This is a genomic window from Jutongia sp. SJQ-6 (assembly GCF_054161275.1).
The window spans coordinates 660,417-677,151 of record NZ_CP195314.1; the positions used below are offsets into that span (position 1 = coordinate 660,417).

Consider the following 16,735-nt stretch of genomic DNA (forward strand, 5'->3'; position numbering starts at 1 on the left):
TTATTTCTGCACGACCATCAACAGCCGCCAAAAAATATTTAAATATAACAAAAAAGCACGAGACGGGATTCGAACCCGCGACCCTCGCCTTGGCAAGGCGATACTCCACCACTGAGCCACTCGTGCAATTCTTTCTCTCATTGAGAAACTGTTATGAAATTAAAACTGTCTATATATAGACAAGAGCACGAGACGGGATTCGAACCCGCGACCCTCGCCTTGGCAAGGCGATACTCCACCACTGAGCCACTCGTGCGTTCTTCTATTTAGAAGAATTACTCACTGTGCTTTTCGCAAGCACAATGAGTATTCTACATGATGTTGCATTAATTGTCAACACATTTTTTTATTTTTTTTAATTTTATTTGAAGTACTTCACACCAGACTCGAAAATATGCTGGTTCTGGTTACCATAAATGTTGATCGCAACACCTTCACCAATACGCTCAGAATGTGCCATCTTACCGAGTACACGTCCATCCGGGCTGGTGATTCCTTCGATTGCTGCATAAGAACCATTTGGATTGAAGTCTTCATCCATTGTTGGCTTGCCTGACAGATCAACATATCTGGTAGCAACCTGACCATTTGCAAACAATTCATCGATAACATGCTGCGGTGCCACGAAACGACCCTCGCCATGAGATGCCGGGATCGCATATACTCCACCTAACTCTGCCTCCATAAGCCATGGAGACTGGTTTGTAACAACTTTCGTATATACTGACTTAGAAATATGACGTCCAATGCTGTTCGTCGTCAAAGTTGGTGCATCTGCTGTCTGCGGCTTGATCTCACCATATGGTACAAGACCAAGTTTGATCAGTGCCTGGAATCCATTACAGATACCTAGCGCAAGTCCATCTCGCTTCTGCAGCAGTTCATGTACTGCATCCATGATCTTTGGATTACGGAAGATCGATGCGATAAACTTCGCAGAACCATCCGGTTCATCACCGGCACTAAATCCACCGGAGAACATTAAGATCTGGGATTCCTTAATGGCCTGCTCGAACGCATTTACCGACTCTACGATCTGGCTTTCTGTCATATTCTTAAATACTACAGTCTTTACCTGTGCTCCAGCCTGCTCGAATGCCTTTGTTGTATCATACTCGCAGTTAGTTCCCGGGAATACAGGAATAAACACCTTCGGCTTAGCGATCTTATTCGCAGCCGTGTATACTTTACCGGCATCAAATACTTTATCTTCCAGTTCTTTTTGTTCCACATCAGAACGTGTTGCAAAAACACTCTCCAAAGTACCTGTCCAAGCCTCTAACGCTTCCTTCATCGCAATCTTCTCGCTGCCGATCACAAAGTTTGGCTGCTCCGTTACAAGCGCAATCCTCGTATATTCTGTCGTAATGTCTTCTAAACGGTCTGCAGGTACTTCTGCAATGATAGAACCGTACTCTTTTGCAAAGAGATCATCAATCGTCAAACCGTCATCCATAACAGCACCCAGACCATTACCGAATGCCATCTTGCTGACAGCCTCACATATTCCACCAAATCCGATCGCATAAGCAGATTGGATCAGACCACTGTGGATCATCTCAGTGATCTTGTCATACATTGCCATTACCTGACCGTAATCCGGAAGATCGTATTCATCTTTCTTCATCGTGAACTTCACAAGTACGTTGCCCGCCTGTTTCAGTTCCGGTGAAACAACATTTGGCAGATGATCTACATCAACCGCGAAAGAACATAGCGTAGGTGGTACATCAATATCATTAAAGGTACCGGACATACTGTCCTTACCACCAATGGATGGAAGTCCAAGTTTCATCTGAACATCATAAGCACCTAACAGCGCTGCCATTGGTTCACCCCAACGTTTCGGATCTGTTCCCAGACGACGGAAATACTCCTGGAACGTAAGACGGATCTTGTGGAAATCACCACCCGCAGCCACGATCTTAGCAACAGAAGATACTACTGCATAAACCGAACCATGATATGGGCTCCACGAAGATAAATATGGATCCATACCATAACTCATCATCGTCACTGTATCGCACTTACCAGACAATACCGGAAGCTTTGCTACCATTGTCTGTGTCGGTGTCAACTGATTCTTACCGCCATATGGCATATATACACTTGCTGCTCCAATTGAGCTGTCGAACATCTCAACCAGACCCTTTTGAGAACATACATTTAAATCTTTCAAGGTTTCCAGCCAAGAACGGCGAATGTCTTTCTTTGGCTCTGCCTTTGTAAAATAATTCTCCTCTTTCTTTGGCATCGTAACAACCGCATCTGCTTCCTGATGTGCTCCATTCGTATCTAAGAAAGCACGAGAAATATCTACGATAACTTTGCCTCTCCATGACAATACTAATCTAGGCTCCTTTGTTACCTCAGCAACAACTACAGCCTCTAGATTTTCCTCTTCTGCAAAGCCAAGCATTTTATCAACGTCTTCCGGTGCTACGACAACTGCCATACGCTCCTGTGACTCTGAAATAGCAAGCTCTGTTCCATCTAAGCCGGCATATTTTTTCGGTACTTTATCCAGATCAACCTGCAGACCATCTGCAAGTTCACCGATTGCAACGGATACACCACCTGCACCAAAGTCATTACATTTCTTAATGATCTTGCTGACTTCCTCACGGCGGAATAATCTCTGGATCTTTCGTTCTGTTGGTGCATTACCTTTCTGCACCTCTGCTCCGCACACATCAATAGATTTCGTTGTATGTGCTTTGGAAGAACCTGTTGCGCCACCGATACCATCACGGCCGGTACGTCCACCAAGCAAAATAATGCGGTCACCCGGATCACTGTTCTCACGGATTACATTACGACGTGGAGCCGCACCCATAACAGCACCGATTTCCATTCGCTTAGCAACATAATTTGGATGATAGATCTCATTTACAAGACCCGTTGCAAGACCGATCTGGTTACCATAAGAGCTATATCCTTTGGCAGCTCCGGTCACGATCTTACGCTGTGGTAATTTACCGGGAAGCGTATCTTTCATAGATACGGTAGGGTCTGCTGCACCCGTCACGCGCATTGCCTGATAAACATAACCACGTCCGGACAGTGGATCGCGGATTGCTCCACCAAGACAAGTTGCAGCACCACCAAACGGCTCGATCTCTGTCGGATGGTTGTGTGTCTCATTCTTAAAGAATACAAGCCACTCTTCCTCTTTTCCGTCGATCTCAACCGGTACAACGATAGAGCAGGCATTGATCTCATCAGACTCTTCCATATCATCTAACTTACCGTCTGCTTTCAGCTTACGCATAGCCATCAAAGCAATGTCCATCAAAGAGACATACTTATCCGGACGATCTGCAAAGATCTCCTTGCGCACTTCCTGATATTCCTCATAACTTTTCTCAATCGGCTCACGATAATAACCATCTTCAAAAGTAACATTTTTCAACTCTGTTAAAAATGTCGTATGACGGCAGTGATCCGACCAATAAGTGTCTAGTACACGAATTTCTGTTACCGAAGGATCACGCTTTTCCTCTCCGGCAAAATAATTCTGAATATGTTTGAAATCCTGGAATGTCATTGCCAGATTTAAGGATTCATACAATGTACGAAGATCCTCCTCAGACATACTTTGGAAACCGTCAAAGATTGCAACATCTGCCGGATCTTCAAACTGCTGTACCAAAGTCTCCGGCTTCTCTTCGTTCGTCTCACGGGAATCCACCGGATTGATACAATATTCTTTTAATTTGGCAACTTCTTCGTCTGTAAATTTGCCCTCAAATACATAAGTTGTAGCAGAACGGATCACCGGATCTTCTTTCTCGTTCAAAAGTTTCACACACTGCTCTGCCGAATCTGCTCTCTGATCAAACTGTCCCGGTAAATATTCTACAGAAAACACAAGTGCATCAGTATCAACCGCAAATGTCTCTTCGAAATATTCGTCAACCGGCGGCTCTGAAAATACAGTACCTAATGCCTGACGGTAAGTAGCATCACTCAGATTCTCCACATCATAACGGATCAATACACGTACATCCTGCAATGCTGTAATACCAAGATAGCGGACCACCTCTTCTTTTAACTCTTTGGCACGTACCGCATAAGCTGATTTTTTCTCAACATATACTCTCTTCACATTTCCCATTGTATGCCTCCATTTCTTTTGTAACAGGATGGGTTCCTGCTAATCATATGCCTCACTCTTATTTGGATTTGCTAGAGGAAGAGTCTGCCTCTGCCATCTTGCTCAAATCATCTGCAGTTACAATACTTGTCGTAACCGTTCCGATCTTCACATCATTCCAAACACTATCATACTTCTTGATCTGATGTTTCTTCTCAAGTTTAGCAAGCCATTCATTATAAGCAGTCTGCTTTGCTGATGTGATCGCTTCATCACATGCAGAATCATAGCTTTTGTTTGAATTGTTATTTACCATCTTGATCAACATGGTATATCCGGTAGAACTATCTGTGATCACACCGGAAATCTCACCATTTTTCATCTTTTTGATCTTCTTTAAGTTGGCATCGGACAGATAGGTGCTCCAGCCCTCTTTCTCTGTGAAATTACCACTATTATAAGTAACTCCACTCTCTTTCTTGCTGCCAAGAAGCTTTGTAAAATCTTTTGCGGTCTTTGCCTTTGCAGCAAGTTCATTCAATTTCTTAGTATACTCTTTGATCTGCTTATCTGTTAATTTTGTTTCTGTTCCTGTACTGGAATCCGTAGACTTCTTAGCAAAGGAATAATACTGTACATCATACTGACGCAGATCCTTCTTAGATACATTCTTGATCGCATCTTTCTCGTTTACGGTAGCATCTGTCATTTTCTTCTGATCAGCCTTATAGCGATCTGCCAAAATACGTTTTTCAAAACGTTTTGACAACTTCTTCTCAGAAATATTAAGCTGTAATTTCTGTACGAAAGAAAGGCCCTTGACTGCTTTCTTAGCCTGTGATCTTGCATCTTTTTCTTCATCCTTTGTCAGCTTATATTTTGCCTTAACAGCCTCATTATACAATACAGCATATTCTGTTTCTGCATTGATGATCTCCTGCTTAAGTCCCTCTGCATTTGTAACATTGCTGTCAACTGTGCTGTCAGTTCCCATATATCCGGTATCCCAGATAGAAGTTCCTAAATAGCTTTCATAAATCTCGTTGGATGGCAGATATTTGCTCTCTCTCTCATAGATCGGGTACATCATATCATCCATCGTGATCTTCTCGCCATCGATCTTTAACACTGTGCTTGGCTTAAACTGTTGGATTCCAACGCCAATACATAATATAAGGATAAGAGCGACACAAAATCCACCTAAAACATAAGTTTTCATGCCGGGACCATCGCTGGCGCCACCAAGCTTAACCTTTGAATTCGTCTTCGGTGCAGAAGACGTCGATATAGTTTCCTCCTTCTTCCCCTGATTCATAATTTTCTTTGATGCATTCATGGTAAATCCTCCAAATTGTAATTTCTCTTTTTCTGCCTTTTGTCCAAAACGCAGAAACGCTATCTTCTATTTTATCAAAAAACAACTATAAGTCAATTATTATATTGCAGTTCACAACCATTTCACACCTTGTTTTCTTTATGAATACTCATCTTCAAAAATAAATGAACGAAAGTAAAAAAACAAATTGACAAATAGCGTATAACATGTTAGTATATTAGTCGTGCTTGCGGAAGTGCTGGAATTGGCAGACAGGCTAGATTCAGGTTCTAGTGTTGCTTAGCGACGTGAGGGTTCAAGTCCCTTCTTCCGCATACTAAAAGGTAAGTCATTATTGACTTACCTTTTTTCTTTAATTAATAGAAAACTGCTGTTGCGCAGCGCGACTTCGCCATGTCAAAAGGGGCATCATGCTGTTTGCATGATGCCCCTTCTATGACACATTCATAAAAAGTTCTTAGTACTTGCGCTTACGAGCTGCCTCAGACTTCTTCTTACGACGAACGCTTGGCTTCTCATAATGCTCTCTTTTACGAATTTCCTGCTGGATTCCTGCTTTCGCACAATTTCTTTTGAAACGACGTAAAGCGTTATCCAATGTCTCATTCTCTTTTACGATTACATTTGACATAGTCTCACACCTAACCTCCCCTCAGTTGTAGATTATGCTTCAATACACAACTGTATAGGGTAATATATTTTACCATGGAAATCGCATTTCCATACGCACGAAATATATTATAGCATAATTCGCCAAATAGTCAACAACTTTTTTCATTGTTTACCATCGTTTATAAGCTTTAGTATCTAGGAATTCTGTAGCTATATACACCTGAAGTCTTTAATGCTACCGTCTTCTTCCCGGATTTAACGTTTGGCACAATACGAATCCAATAGATCTTACCCTTTTTGAGTTTCTTCTTGCCATACTTCTTAATAACTACCTTTCTTTTAGAAGCCTTCACGGTCTTTACTTTCTTAAATCCCTTAGACTGCTTGGTTGAAATAGACACGGTATAGGATTTTGCACCGGTAACCTTAGACCACTTTACAGTAAGTTTCTTTGACTTTCTGTTATAGGATCCTGTAACCTTTGTTGCATATCCAATTGACTTAAATCCGGACCACTCACCGTAAATCTTCTTGGCACCACAGTCAATGTATGGACGTACACGGTACTGAATTGCCTTACCATTAATAAAATTAGCGATACGTAAAGAACTAGATGACTCCGTAACCGTCTTCTTTAATTTGCCATTTACAAAGAACTGCCACTGAAAACCATCAACGTTATAGTTATTGGAAACCGCCATATAGTATACATTAATATTGCTAAGTGCAGATGTAATTCCAAATGTACTTGTACTTACCTTCGGACGCATCGTCTTCATATAGTCATAGCTGTAGGAGCCTCTTGCAATATATCCGGAGCTGGAACGTCTGCATGGATATGCATATGTCCAATAACTTGTACCAGGTGTCAACTTTCTGGAAGTCTTAACTGTCGTTGATGTACTTGCTCCAAGCAGTACATCATTATAATAGATCTGATAATAGTTTGCACCAAACGATCCACTGAACGTACCGGTAAAGGATGTCTGGGTAGCACCTGTCTGTACGAACTTGCTTGCACCTGTCTCCGGAGCTGTAACTACATCAATAGATGCCGATACATTTGCCTTACCAACTGCCACAAGTCCTGCAGAGTAATTATAATCTGTACATGTACCTACACGAGCATAGTATGTCGTTCCTGAAGTAAGAGAGCTTGCAGATAATGAAGATGGATTCGAAGATACATCCATAACAACCCAATTCCTGTTATCTGTACTAAGCTCTAAATAATAGTAGCCTGCACGAAGAATTGCATTACACTGCAGCTTGACGCTGTTCTTGCTGTCATCAATCTGCTTTACACCGGTCACTGCAGCCTGCGTCTGCACTTTTGCTGTTGCACCAACGATCAAAGCCAAGGCAGCAACAACTAATAATCTTTTGATTTTTTTCATAATCATCCTCCTTCTTAATGATTAAATATAATATAAAATAGCAAAGTGGAAATTTTCCACTCCGCTATTAGTATAATAGGAATTTGTGTCTTTATCAAGGCAAATATTCATTTTTTTACTGATTTATACAAAATCCACTGTATAGTTTTGGCAATTATCCATAAACACGCTTCCATTACGCAAGCTGACTTTCGATAACAGAAACGACTTTGGCCAATGCATCCGGGATTCCAGCAGGATTCTTACCGCCCGCCTGAGCCATGTTTGGTCGACCGCCACCGCCGCCACCAACTAAGGATGCAATCTCCTTGATCAGATTACCGGCATGTGCACCTTTTTTGATAGCTGCATCTGTTGCCATCGCAAGCAGAGTTACTTTACCGCCATTAGCAGATGCAAGCACAACCACGCCGTCTCCAATCTTTTCTTTCATCTGGTCACCCAAATTACGTAGACCATTCATATCTACGTCTGGAACATCCATTGCAAGTACCTTCATACCTTTAACTTCTTGGATCTTGCTGTCAACATCTCCCACTGCATCATTGGCTAACTTCGCCTTCAGTTTCTCGTTTTCACTCTGCAGAGCTTTCAGTTCTTCTTGCAACGATGTCACTTTCTGCAACAGCTTTGCCGGCTCTGCCTTAGCTGCCTTAGCAACTTCTTTCAGAAGCTCTTCTTGCATTGCATAATGCTTCATCAAGCCATCACCGGTGAGTGCTTCAATACGGCGCACACCTGCCGCAACACCGCTTTCCGAAATGATCTTAAAATAGGAGATCACACCGGTATTTGCTACATGCGTACCACCACAAAGCTCCACACTGAAAGCTTCCTCTCCGTCTGCCTTCATCTGTACTACACGAACTTTGTCTCCATATTTTTCACCAAACAACGCCATAGCACCTGTCTTCTTAGCATCCTCGACAGACATCTCTTCTGTGACAACCTGCAGATTTTTGGCAATCTGTTCATTAACGATTGCCTCTACTTTTGCAATCTCTTCGTCTGTCATCGCAGAGAAATGTGTAAAGTCAAAGCGAAGACGCTCTGCATCCACATAAGAACCTGCCTGCTCAACATGACTTCCAAGCACTATACGAAGTGCTTTTTGCAGCAAATGAGTTGCACTGTGATTCTTACCGGTATTCTGTCGATTTGCAGCATCCACAGTCAAGGTAACAGTATCGCCAACCTTAAACATACCCTTGGTAACAACACCAACATGTCCAATACGTCCACCCTGCAGATGGATCGTATCTTTCACTGCAAACTCATTATCGCCTTCTGTAATCGTTCCCTTATCAGCAGTCTGACCACCCATTGTTGCATAAAATGGCGTCTCATCTACAATGATCGTTCCTGTCTGACCATCCGTAAGAGCAGATACTACCTCCTCTTCTGTTGTCAGAACAGAAATCTTGGAATTGTGTGTTAAACGGTCATATCCGACAAATTTACTGGTGATCGTTGGGTCGATATGCTGATAAACTGTCTCTTCTGCGCCCATATAATTGGTTGTCTTGCGAGCTCCTCTTGCCTTTTCTTTCTGTTCCTGCATGGCAGCCGCAAATCCTTTTTCATCGACCGTATATCCCTTTTCCTGCATAATCTCCAAAGTAAGATCCAACGGGAATCCATACGTATCATACAATTTAAATGCATCGGCACCTTTCAGTTCTTTGGCTCCGGACGCTTCCAGCTCTTCCTGCATCTGTGTCAGAATGGTAAGTCCCTGATCGATCGTTTTGTCAAACTTTCCTTCCTCCTGAGACAATACCTGCAAAATAAACTCTTTTTTATCCTCTAACTCCGGATAACCATCCTTAGACTCTGCAATAACTGTTTGGGCAAGTTCTGCCATAAACTGCTTGTCAATTCCAAGTTTACGTCCATGACGTACTGCACGGCGGATCAAACGCCGAAGAACGTAGCCGCGTCCTTCATTACTTGGCATGATACCATCAGAGATCATAAATGTAGAGGAGCGAATATGATCTGTGATCAAACGAATGGAAACGTCTTTTGCTTCATCACTCTGATATGTTGTACCGGCCAACTCACAGATCTTATCACGGATTGCTTTCATCGTATCAATGTCATATACGGAATCGACATCCTGTACAACAACTGCCAAACGCTCAAGTCCCATACCGGTATCAATATTTTTATTCTCTAATTCGGTATAGCCACCTTTGCCATCCCCGTCAAACTGGGTAAATACATTATTCCAGATCTCCATAAAGCGGTCACACTCGCAGCCGACTTTACAATCCGGCTTTCCACAGCCGTATTTTTCACCGCGATCATAATAGATCTCAGAACATGGACCACAAGGACCTGCACCATGCTCCCAGAAGTTATCACACTCACCGTTCTCATCACGATAAAAACGTGTGATCTTTTCACTCGGAACGCCAATCTCTTTTGTCCAGATATCGTAAGCTTCCTCATCCTCTCCATAGATTGATGGATATAATCTATCCGGATCCATTTTCAGCACTTCCGTCAAAAACTCCCAAGACCAGGCAAGTGCTTCGTGCTTGAAATAATCTCCAAAGGAGAAGTTACCGAGCATCTCAAAGAACGTGAGATGTCTCGCTGTCTTTCCGACATTTTCAATATCGCCGGTACGTACACATTTCTGACATGTAGTCACGCGTCTTCTCGGCGGAATCTCCTGTCCGGTGAAATATGGCTTCAGAGGAGCCATACCGGCATTGATCAGCAGCAAGCTGTTGTCATTATGTGGCACCAAAGAGAAACTCTTCATTGCCAAATGACCTTTGCTTTCAAAAAAATTCAAATACTTTTTACGAAGTTCGTTTACACCATATTTTTCCATGGTTTTCGCCCCTTTTCTATATTGATTTCATACTTCTTCTAAAACGGCCCGCTTAGCACGAACGTCTTATTTCGCACCTTCTGAAATTGTAGCAATATCGACGATAGATAACTTATCTTCCTCGTTTTCCAAACTGGTAAGCAGTGCATCTGCCGTATCCAAAGATGTTAAACAATTTACACCGGTCTCAATTGCTGTACGGCGGATCAGGAAGCCATCCTTTAACTTATCGCCGTGCGTTGGTGTATCGATAACCAGATCGATCTGATGCTCTAACAGCAGATCCATCAGTGTCGGTGACTCTTCATTGATACGGTTTACAGCCACAACCTGTACGCCATGCTCATTTAATACTCTGGCAGTATTTCTTGTTGCAAAGATCTCATATCCAAGAGCCTTGAAACGACGTGCAATATCGACAGCCTCTAACTTATCCGCATCCTTCACGCTGAGTATCATCTTTTTATGCTTTGGAAGATCAACGCCTGCGCCTAAGAATGCTTTATACAACGCCTCATTAAACGTCTTGGCAATACCCAGACACTCACCGGTAGATTTCATTTCCGGTCCCAAGCTGATCTCCGCGCCGCGAAGCTTTTCGAAGGAGAATACCGGCATCTTAATTGCCAAATATGCTGCCTTTGGTGCAAGCCCCGGCTCATAACCAAGATCTCTGATCTTCGCACCAAGGATCACACGAGAGGCCAGATCAACGATCGGGATACCCGTCACTTTACTGATATATGGAACGGTTCGGCTGGAACGAGGATTTACTTCGATCACATATACCTCATCCTGATATACGATAAACTGAATGTTGATCAATCCAATAACATGCAGTGAACGCGCTAATTTTCTTGTATAGTCAACAAGCACATTCTGAATCTTTTCAGAAATTGTCTGTGCCGGATAAACAGAGATACTATCTCCGGAATGAATACCTGCACGCTCAATGTGCTCCATAATTCCAGGGATCAAAATATCCTCGCCATCACATACCGCATCCACTTCGATCTCCTTGCCCATCAGATATTTATCAATAAGGATCGGATGCTCCTGATGATAACGGTTGATCACTGCCATAAATTCTACAATATCCTTATCATTCACGGCAATCTGCATACCCTGTCCCCCTAATACATAGGAAGGACGGATAAGCACCGGATATCCAAGTTCATTAGCTACCTTAAGCGCTTCTTCTGTTGTAAAGACAGTGTCACCCTTTGCACGAGGAATGCAGCACTCCTCCAAAATATCATCAAAAAGTTCTCTATCCTCCGCAGCATCAACGTTCTTTGCGCTGGTTCCTAATATTTTAACGCCCATTTTCATCAAGGATTCTGTCAGGTTGATCGCTGTCTGTCCACCGAACTGCACAACTGCTCCATCCGGTTTTTCCAAACGAACGATATTCTCAACATCCTCTGGTGTCAACGGCTCAAAATACAATTTATCAGCGATATCAAAGTCTGTACTTACCGTCTCAGGATTGTTATTTACAATGATCGTCTCATAACCTTCCTGCGACAACGCCCACACACTGTGTACAGAGCAATAGTCAAACTCGATACCCTGTCCGATTCGGATCGGGCCGGAACCGAGTACCATGATCTTTTTGCGTTCGTGGTTATCTTCCACTTCGTTTTCGCCATCAAAACAGCTGTAATAATACGGCGTTTCGGAAGCAAATTCTGCTGCGCAGGTATCTACCATCTTAAACGCTGCGGTGATACCATACTCATAGCGAAGGTTCTTGATCTCCTCTTCTGTTTTTCCTGTCCAACGTGCGATCACGTTATCCGGGAATTCCATACGCTTTGCCTCTTTGAGAAGTTCTTTATCTAACTTGCCTCCACAAGCTTTGATCTTCTTTTCCATTTCCACTAAGATCGCGATCTTATCAATGAACCATTCATCGATCATTGTGACCTCGTGGATACGATCATAACCTGCAATACCACGGCGAAGAATCTCTGCGATCAAGTAAATGCGGCGGTCATCAACTACATGAAGCTGTTCTAATACTTCCTCATCAGACATATTATCATAATCACCGGTTTCTAAGCAGTCCACATGCTGTGCCAGAGAACGAAGTGCTTTCATCAATCCACCCTCAAAGCTGGTACAGATACTCATAACCTCTCCGGTTGCTTTCATCTGTGTTGTCAATGTACGTTTTGCCGTAATAAATTTATCAAAAGGAAGTCTTGGAATCTTGACAACCACATAATCAAGTGCCGGCTCAAAACTAGCATACGTCTTACCTGTTACCGCGTTCGGGATCTCATCTAATGTGTATCCCAGCGCGATCTTCGCAGATACTTTGGCGATCGGATATCCGGTTGCCTTTGATGCTAATGCAGAAGAACGGCTCACACGAGGGTTTACCTCGATAACAATATATTCAAAAGAGGTCGGATGTAAGGCGAACTGTACGTTACATCCACCGGTAATACCAAGTTCATCAATAATACGAAGTGCAGAAGTACGAAGCATCTGATACTCTTTATCCGACAACGTCTGTGATGGTGCAACAACGATACTATCACCGGTATGTACACCAACCGGATCTAAGTTCTCCATATTACATACCGTAATACAGGTTCCGTTGCTGTCACGCATAACTTCATACTCTATCTCTTTCCAACCGGCGATGCAGCGCTCAACAAGCACCTGTCCTACACGAGAAAGACGAAGTCCATTTGATAAGATCTCCTCCAATTCTTCGCGGTTATGTGCAATACCACCGCCGGAACCACCCAAGGTGTACGCCGGACGAAGAACCACCGGATAACCGATCTTTTCAGCAAACGCAACGCCGTCTTCAATATTTTCCACCAATTCAGATGGTGCACAAGGCTCACCGATGCGCTCCATCATATCCTTAAATTCCTGGCGTCCCTCTGCATTACGGATCGTCTCCGCTGTTGTTCCGAGAAGTTTCACGCCATGAGACTCTAAAAATCCGGACTCTGCTAATTCCATTCCTAAGTTCAGTCCGGCCTGCCCACCCATATTCGGCAAAAGACTGTCCGGCTTCTCAACCTCAATAATGTGTTCGAGCACTTCAACCGTAAGAGGCTCGATATATACTTTATCTGCAATATCTTTATCCGTCATGATCGTCGCCGGATTGGAGTTTACTAAAATAACCTCCATGCCCTCTTCTTTCAAAGAGCGGCACGCCTGCGTTCCGGCATAATCAAACTCAGCAGCCTGTCCGATAATGATCGGACCGGAACCTATTACTAATACTCGCTTAATTCCTTCTAACTTTGGCATACGAAAACCTCATTTCTTTTTGTATTTTATTGACTGTGTCTATTATTTACTCATCATTTTCATAAACTCATCAAAGAGCAGTTCGGAATCCTTTGGGCCCGCATTCGCCTCCGGATGAAACTGTACCGTTTTGATCGGTTCATTTAAGTACAAAAGGCCCTCTACGGTTTTATCATTGACATTGATAAACCACGGCTCTGCCACCGACTTGTCAATGGAGTCTGCATCAACCACATATCCATGGTTCTGTGATGAAATATATACCTTTCCTGTTTCCAGATTCTTTACCGGATGATTCGCACCGCGGTGTCCATATTTCATTTTATAGGTTTTAGCATCATGTGCAAGTGCCATCAACTGATGTCCCAAACAAATCGCAAAGATCGGAATACCGGATCCTGCCAAAACGCGGATCTGCTCGATCACTGCCGTACACTCGGAAGGATCTCCCGGTCCATTAGTGATCATAATGCCGTCCGGCTGCTCTGCGATAACATCCTGTGCCGCAAAATTCTGTGGATAAACAGTAACTTCGCATCCACGATTTAACAGACAGCGTATAATATTCTTCTTCGTTCCAACATCGATCACAACCACTTTTCGCTCTACCGGCACTTCCTCAGAGCCGATATCTCCCGGTTTGTACGTTTCTTTCTCTTTGCAGGATACTTTTTCTACTACACCAACCACTTTATAATCTTTGAGCTTTGGTAAAATTTCCTCCAGATCATAATTCTCATTTGTGGTGATCATTCCATTCATCGTTCCCTTTTCACGCAAGATCTTCGTTAAAGCACGGGTATCAATTCCGTAAATTCCCGGAATATCATTTTCTTCCAAGAAATGCTGTATCGAATCTTCCGAACGGAAATTGCTCGGCATACGGGATAACTCTCTTACGATAAAACCATCCGGCCAGCCTTTTTTCGACTCCATATCTGCATAACATACGCCATAATTACCAATCAAAGGATAAGTCATCGTTACTGCCTGCCCTGCATAACTAGGATCAGTCAGTACCTCCAAATAACCAGTCATCGATGTATTAAATACAATTTCACTGATCACTTCTTTCTGTGCTCCCATACTTTTACCTTCAAAGACAGTTCCGTCTTCTAAGATCAAAAACGCTTTTGTCATCATAGATCCCATTCCTTTCCGTTCAGTTCTAGTATCATTTCAGCAGTCTCAACCATGTTGGTACCACTGTCCATACTTATTTTTTGTATATAGTGATGTGCTTCCTCTTCTGTTATGTGGTTTCGATCCATTAACAGCTCTTTTGCCGTAACGATCTTTTTCTGATCCTGCTCAGAGCGTGCCTTTGGCTTTTTCTTTTGCTTCTTACGCCATCGATAATACTGTGATAGCATTATTTCCAAGGTGCTCATCAGATCCTGTACCTTAAAGGGCATCGGTAGTGCCATCAGACCGCGCACATCGCAGTCTGCCAGTTTTACCGGTGATGCCAGCAATAACATCTGAAACCCCTTAGGGAGATATTCGTGAATCTCGGAATAATGCATATCCGAGAAGCGATAACCACAAATAACAATTCCGCCATCAAGCGAATTTACAGCACTTACAATCTGTGCCCCACTGTCACACACAAGGGTGACATCATGACCATTTTTATTCAAAATCCGCCGAAGATTTTTAGCATCTTCAATCTTTGGAAAAGCGATAATAATATCTGCCATGCTGTCAGCAAACCTCCTATCACGCTTTAAGAATGTTTATATCGTTCCCAGATATTTCTCTCTTTCCCAAAGTGTTACCTGCTTGCAGTACTCATTCCACTCTGCCTCTTTGGTGTGGATCATGTGATTCTTAATGTGGCTTTCTAACACACTATTTAACAGCTCATCCTGTTCAAACTGTTTAACAGCTTCATGCAGGGTTCGCGGAAGATTGCCCTGTGGATTGTTCTCTCCTTCACTTTCTTCCATTGACCGCGGTGGAACCAAGCCCTCTCGGATCCCTTGCAATCCTGCTGCCAGACAGGCTGCAATCACGAGATATGGATTAGAAGCCCCATCCGGACTGCGCAACACGATACGCGCCCCGTCTCCACCAATCGACGTTAAGCGGATCAGTGGACTATCATTGGTAAACGACCAGCCAACCGCAACCGGTGCTAAATATCCCGGTATCAAGCGCTTATAGGAGTTCACGATTGGATTTGTGATCAGGCTCATCCCCTTCATATGACGAAGCATTCCCGCCATAAACTGATACCCATCCGCGCTAATGCCATGTTCATCACTGTCGCTGCAAAAGATGTTCTTGCCATTTTTGCTCAATGAAAACGTAAAATGCGCACCAGAACCTTTGACATGCTTACGAGGCTTCGGCATGAACGTTGCATGTACACCATGTCGTTTTGCGACAGTTCGTACTACCAGACGAGTCGTCATGATATTATCCGCTACTGTCAGTGCATTATCGTGTGCCATCTCCAAAGCATGTTGCGCCGCCTCATCCGAATGATAGGAGCTTTCCACTTCAATGCCCATGTCTGCCAAATATAATACCATGTCACGTCTTGTATTCTCACCGCCATCAGAAGGCCCAACATCAAAATAGCCGCCCCGTTCGGATGACTGATTGGTCGGCTCTCCATTTTCATCCAGATCGAACAGGAAGAATTCATGCTTGATACCTACATCAAGTGTATATCCCATCTGCTCTGCCTCTGCGATGACCTTTTTTAGAATATAACGGCTGCTTCCCTTAAACGGAGTACCATCCGGCTTAACAATGTCACAAATAAAACGTGCCACTTTGCCGTTCTGTGGTCTCCACGGAAAAGTTACAAACGTATCCAAATCCGGAACCAAAAACAGTTCTTCATAGCCAACACCACGGAATCCGTCTACCGCTGCACAGTTAAATCGACACCGACCGCTTAGGATCTTGTCGATCTGATCAACTGTTGTTGCCGTATTTTTCAGATTACCGGCAATATCGGTAAACTGAAGTCGTATAAACTTAACATCTTCTTCTTCAATCAAATCCAGTATATCCTGTCTGGTATACTTTGCCATCATGTCCTCCATTCTGCGCCTGTGTAAGGGGCTCATCATGCTAACTATGTCTTTTCCATACGGTTTTTCTCTGTTATAGAACTGATATAAAACCGTATATTTTTTGACCCTATTATACCA

General features: G+C 43.2%; 9 protein-coding genes and 3 tRNA genes. 1 reads left to right on the forward strand and 11 read right to left on the reverse strand.

Translation table 11 applies throughout. From position 1 onward, the window contains the following. Positions 1–54: 54 nt before the first annotated feature. The 4 genes from ACSAJE_RS03095 to ACSAJE_RS03110 form a co-directional block, all read right to left on the reverse strand. A tRNA-Gly gene (locus ACSAJE_RS03095) sits at positions 55–126 on the reverse strand. Between the two features lie 58 nt (positions 127–184). After that, positions 185–256 (reverse strand) — tRNA-Gly (locus ACSAJE_RS03100). A 105-nt stretch (positions 257–361) separates the two neighbouring features. Next, positions 362–4,117, reverse strand: a complete 3,756-nt coding sequence (locus ACSAJE_RS03105) for a phosphoribosylformylglycinamidine synthase (RefSeq protein ID WP_118690415.1) — start codon at positions 4,115–4,117, stop codon at positions 362–364. Positions 4,118–4,175: 58 nt separating this feature from the next. Further along, positions 4,176–5,432, reverse strand: a complete 1,257-nt coding sequence (locus ACSAJE_RS03110; protein ID WP_458009648.1) for a peptidylprolyl isomerase — start codon at positions 5,430–5,432, stop codon at positions 4,176–4,178. A 229-nt stretch (positions 5,433–5,661) separates the two neighbouring features. Here ACSAJE_RS03110 and ACSAJE_RS03115 point away from each other — a divergent pair. Continuing rightward, positions 5,662–5,746, forward strand: a tRNA-Leu gene (locus tag ACSAJE_RS03115). Positions 5,747–5,889: 143 nt separating this feature from the next. Here the strand turns inward: ACSAJE_RS03115 and rpsU are convergent. The 7 genes from rpsU to ACSAJE_RS03150 form a co-directional block, all read right to left on the reverse strand. Next, complete coding sequence (gene rpsU / locus ACSAJE_RS03120; RefSeq protein ID WP_022013401.1) at positions 5,890–6,063, reverse strand: 30S ribosomal protein S21; 174 nt, start codon at positions 6,061–6,063, stop codon at positions 5,890–5,892. Positions 6,064–6,232: 169 nt separating this feature from the next. After that, the gene (locus ACSAJE_RS03125) at positions 6,233–7,441 is read right to left on the reverse strand and encodes a hypothetical protein (RefSeq protein WP_458009649.1); all 1,209 of its coding nucleotides are present in this window, start codon (positions 7,439–7,441) and stop codon (positions 6,233–6,235) included. A 175-nt stretch (positions 7,442–7,616) separates the two neighbouring features. Continuing rightward, on the reverse strand, positions 7,617–10,286 hold the full coding sequence (gene alaS, locus ACSAJE_RS03130; RefSeq protein WP_458009650.1) for an alanine--tRNA ligase: 2,670 nt from the start codon (positions 10,284–10,286) through the stop codon (positions 7,617–7,619). A gap of 66 nt (positions 10,287–10,352) precedes the next feature. After that, positions 10,353–13,568 (reverse strand): carbamoyl-phosphate synthase large subunit, encoded by a 3,216-nt coding sequence (gene carB, locus ACSAJE_RS03135; protein ID WP_458009651.1) that lies wholly within the window; start codon positions 13,566–13,568, stop codon positions 10,353–10,355. A 42-nt stretch (positions 13,569–13,610) separates the two neighbouring features. Then, positions 13,611–14,711: a carbamoyl phosphate synthase small subunit gene (locus ACSAJE_RS03140; RefSeq protein WP_022025781.1), complete on the reverse strand. Its 1,101-nt coding sequence runs from the start codon at positions 14,709–14,711 to the stop codon at positions 13,611–13,613. Beyond that, on the reverse strand, positions 14,708–15,268 hold the full coding sequence (locus tag ACSAJE_RS03145) for an ANTAR domain-containing response regulator (RefSeq protein ID WP_458009652.1): 561 nt from the start codon (positions 15,266–15,268) through the stop codon (positions 14,708–14,710). Before ACSAJE_RS03145 ends, ACSAJE_RS03140 begins: the two co-directional genes overlap by 4 nt. Before the next feature lie 36 nt (positions 15,269–15,304). Next, the gene (locus tag ACSAJE_RS03150) at positions 15,305–16,615 is read right to left on the reverse strand and encodes a glutamine synthetase family protein (RefSeq protein ID WP_118690409.1); all 1,311 of its coding nucleotides are present in this window, start codon (positions 16,613–16,615) and stop codon (positions 15,305–15,307) included. Positions 16,616–16,735 lie beyond the last annotated feature (120 nt).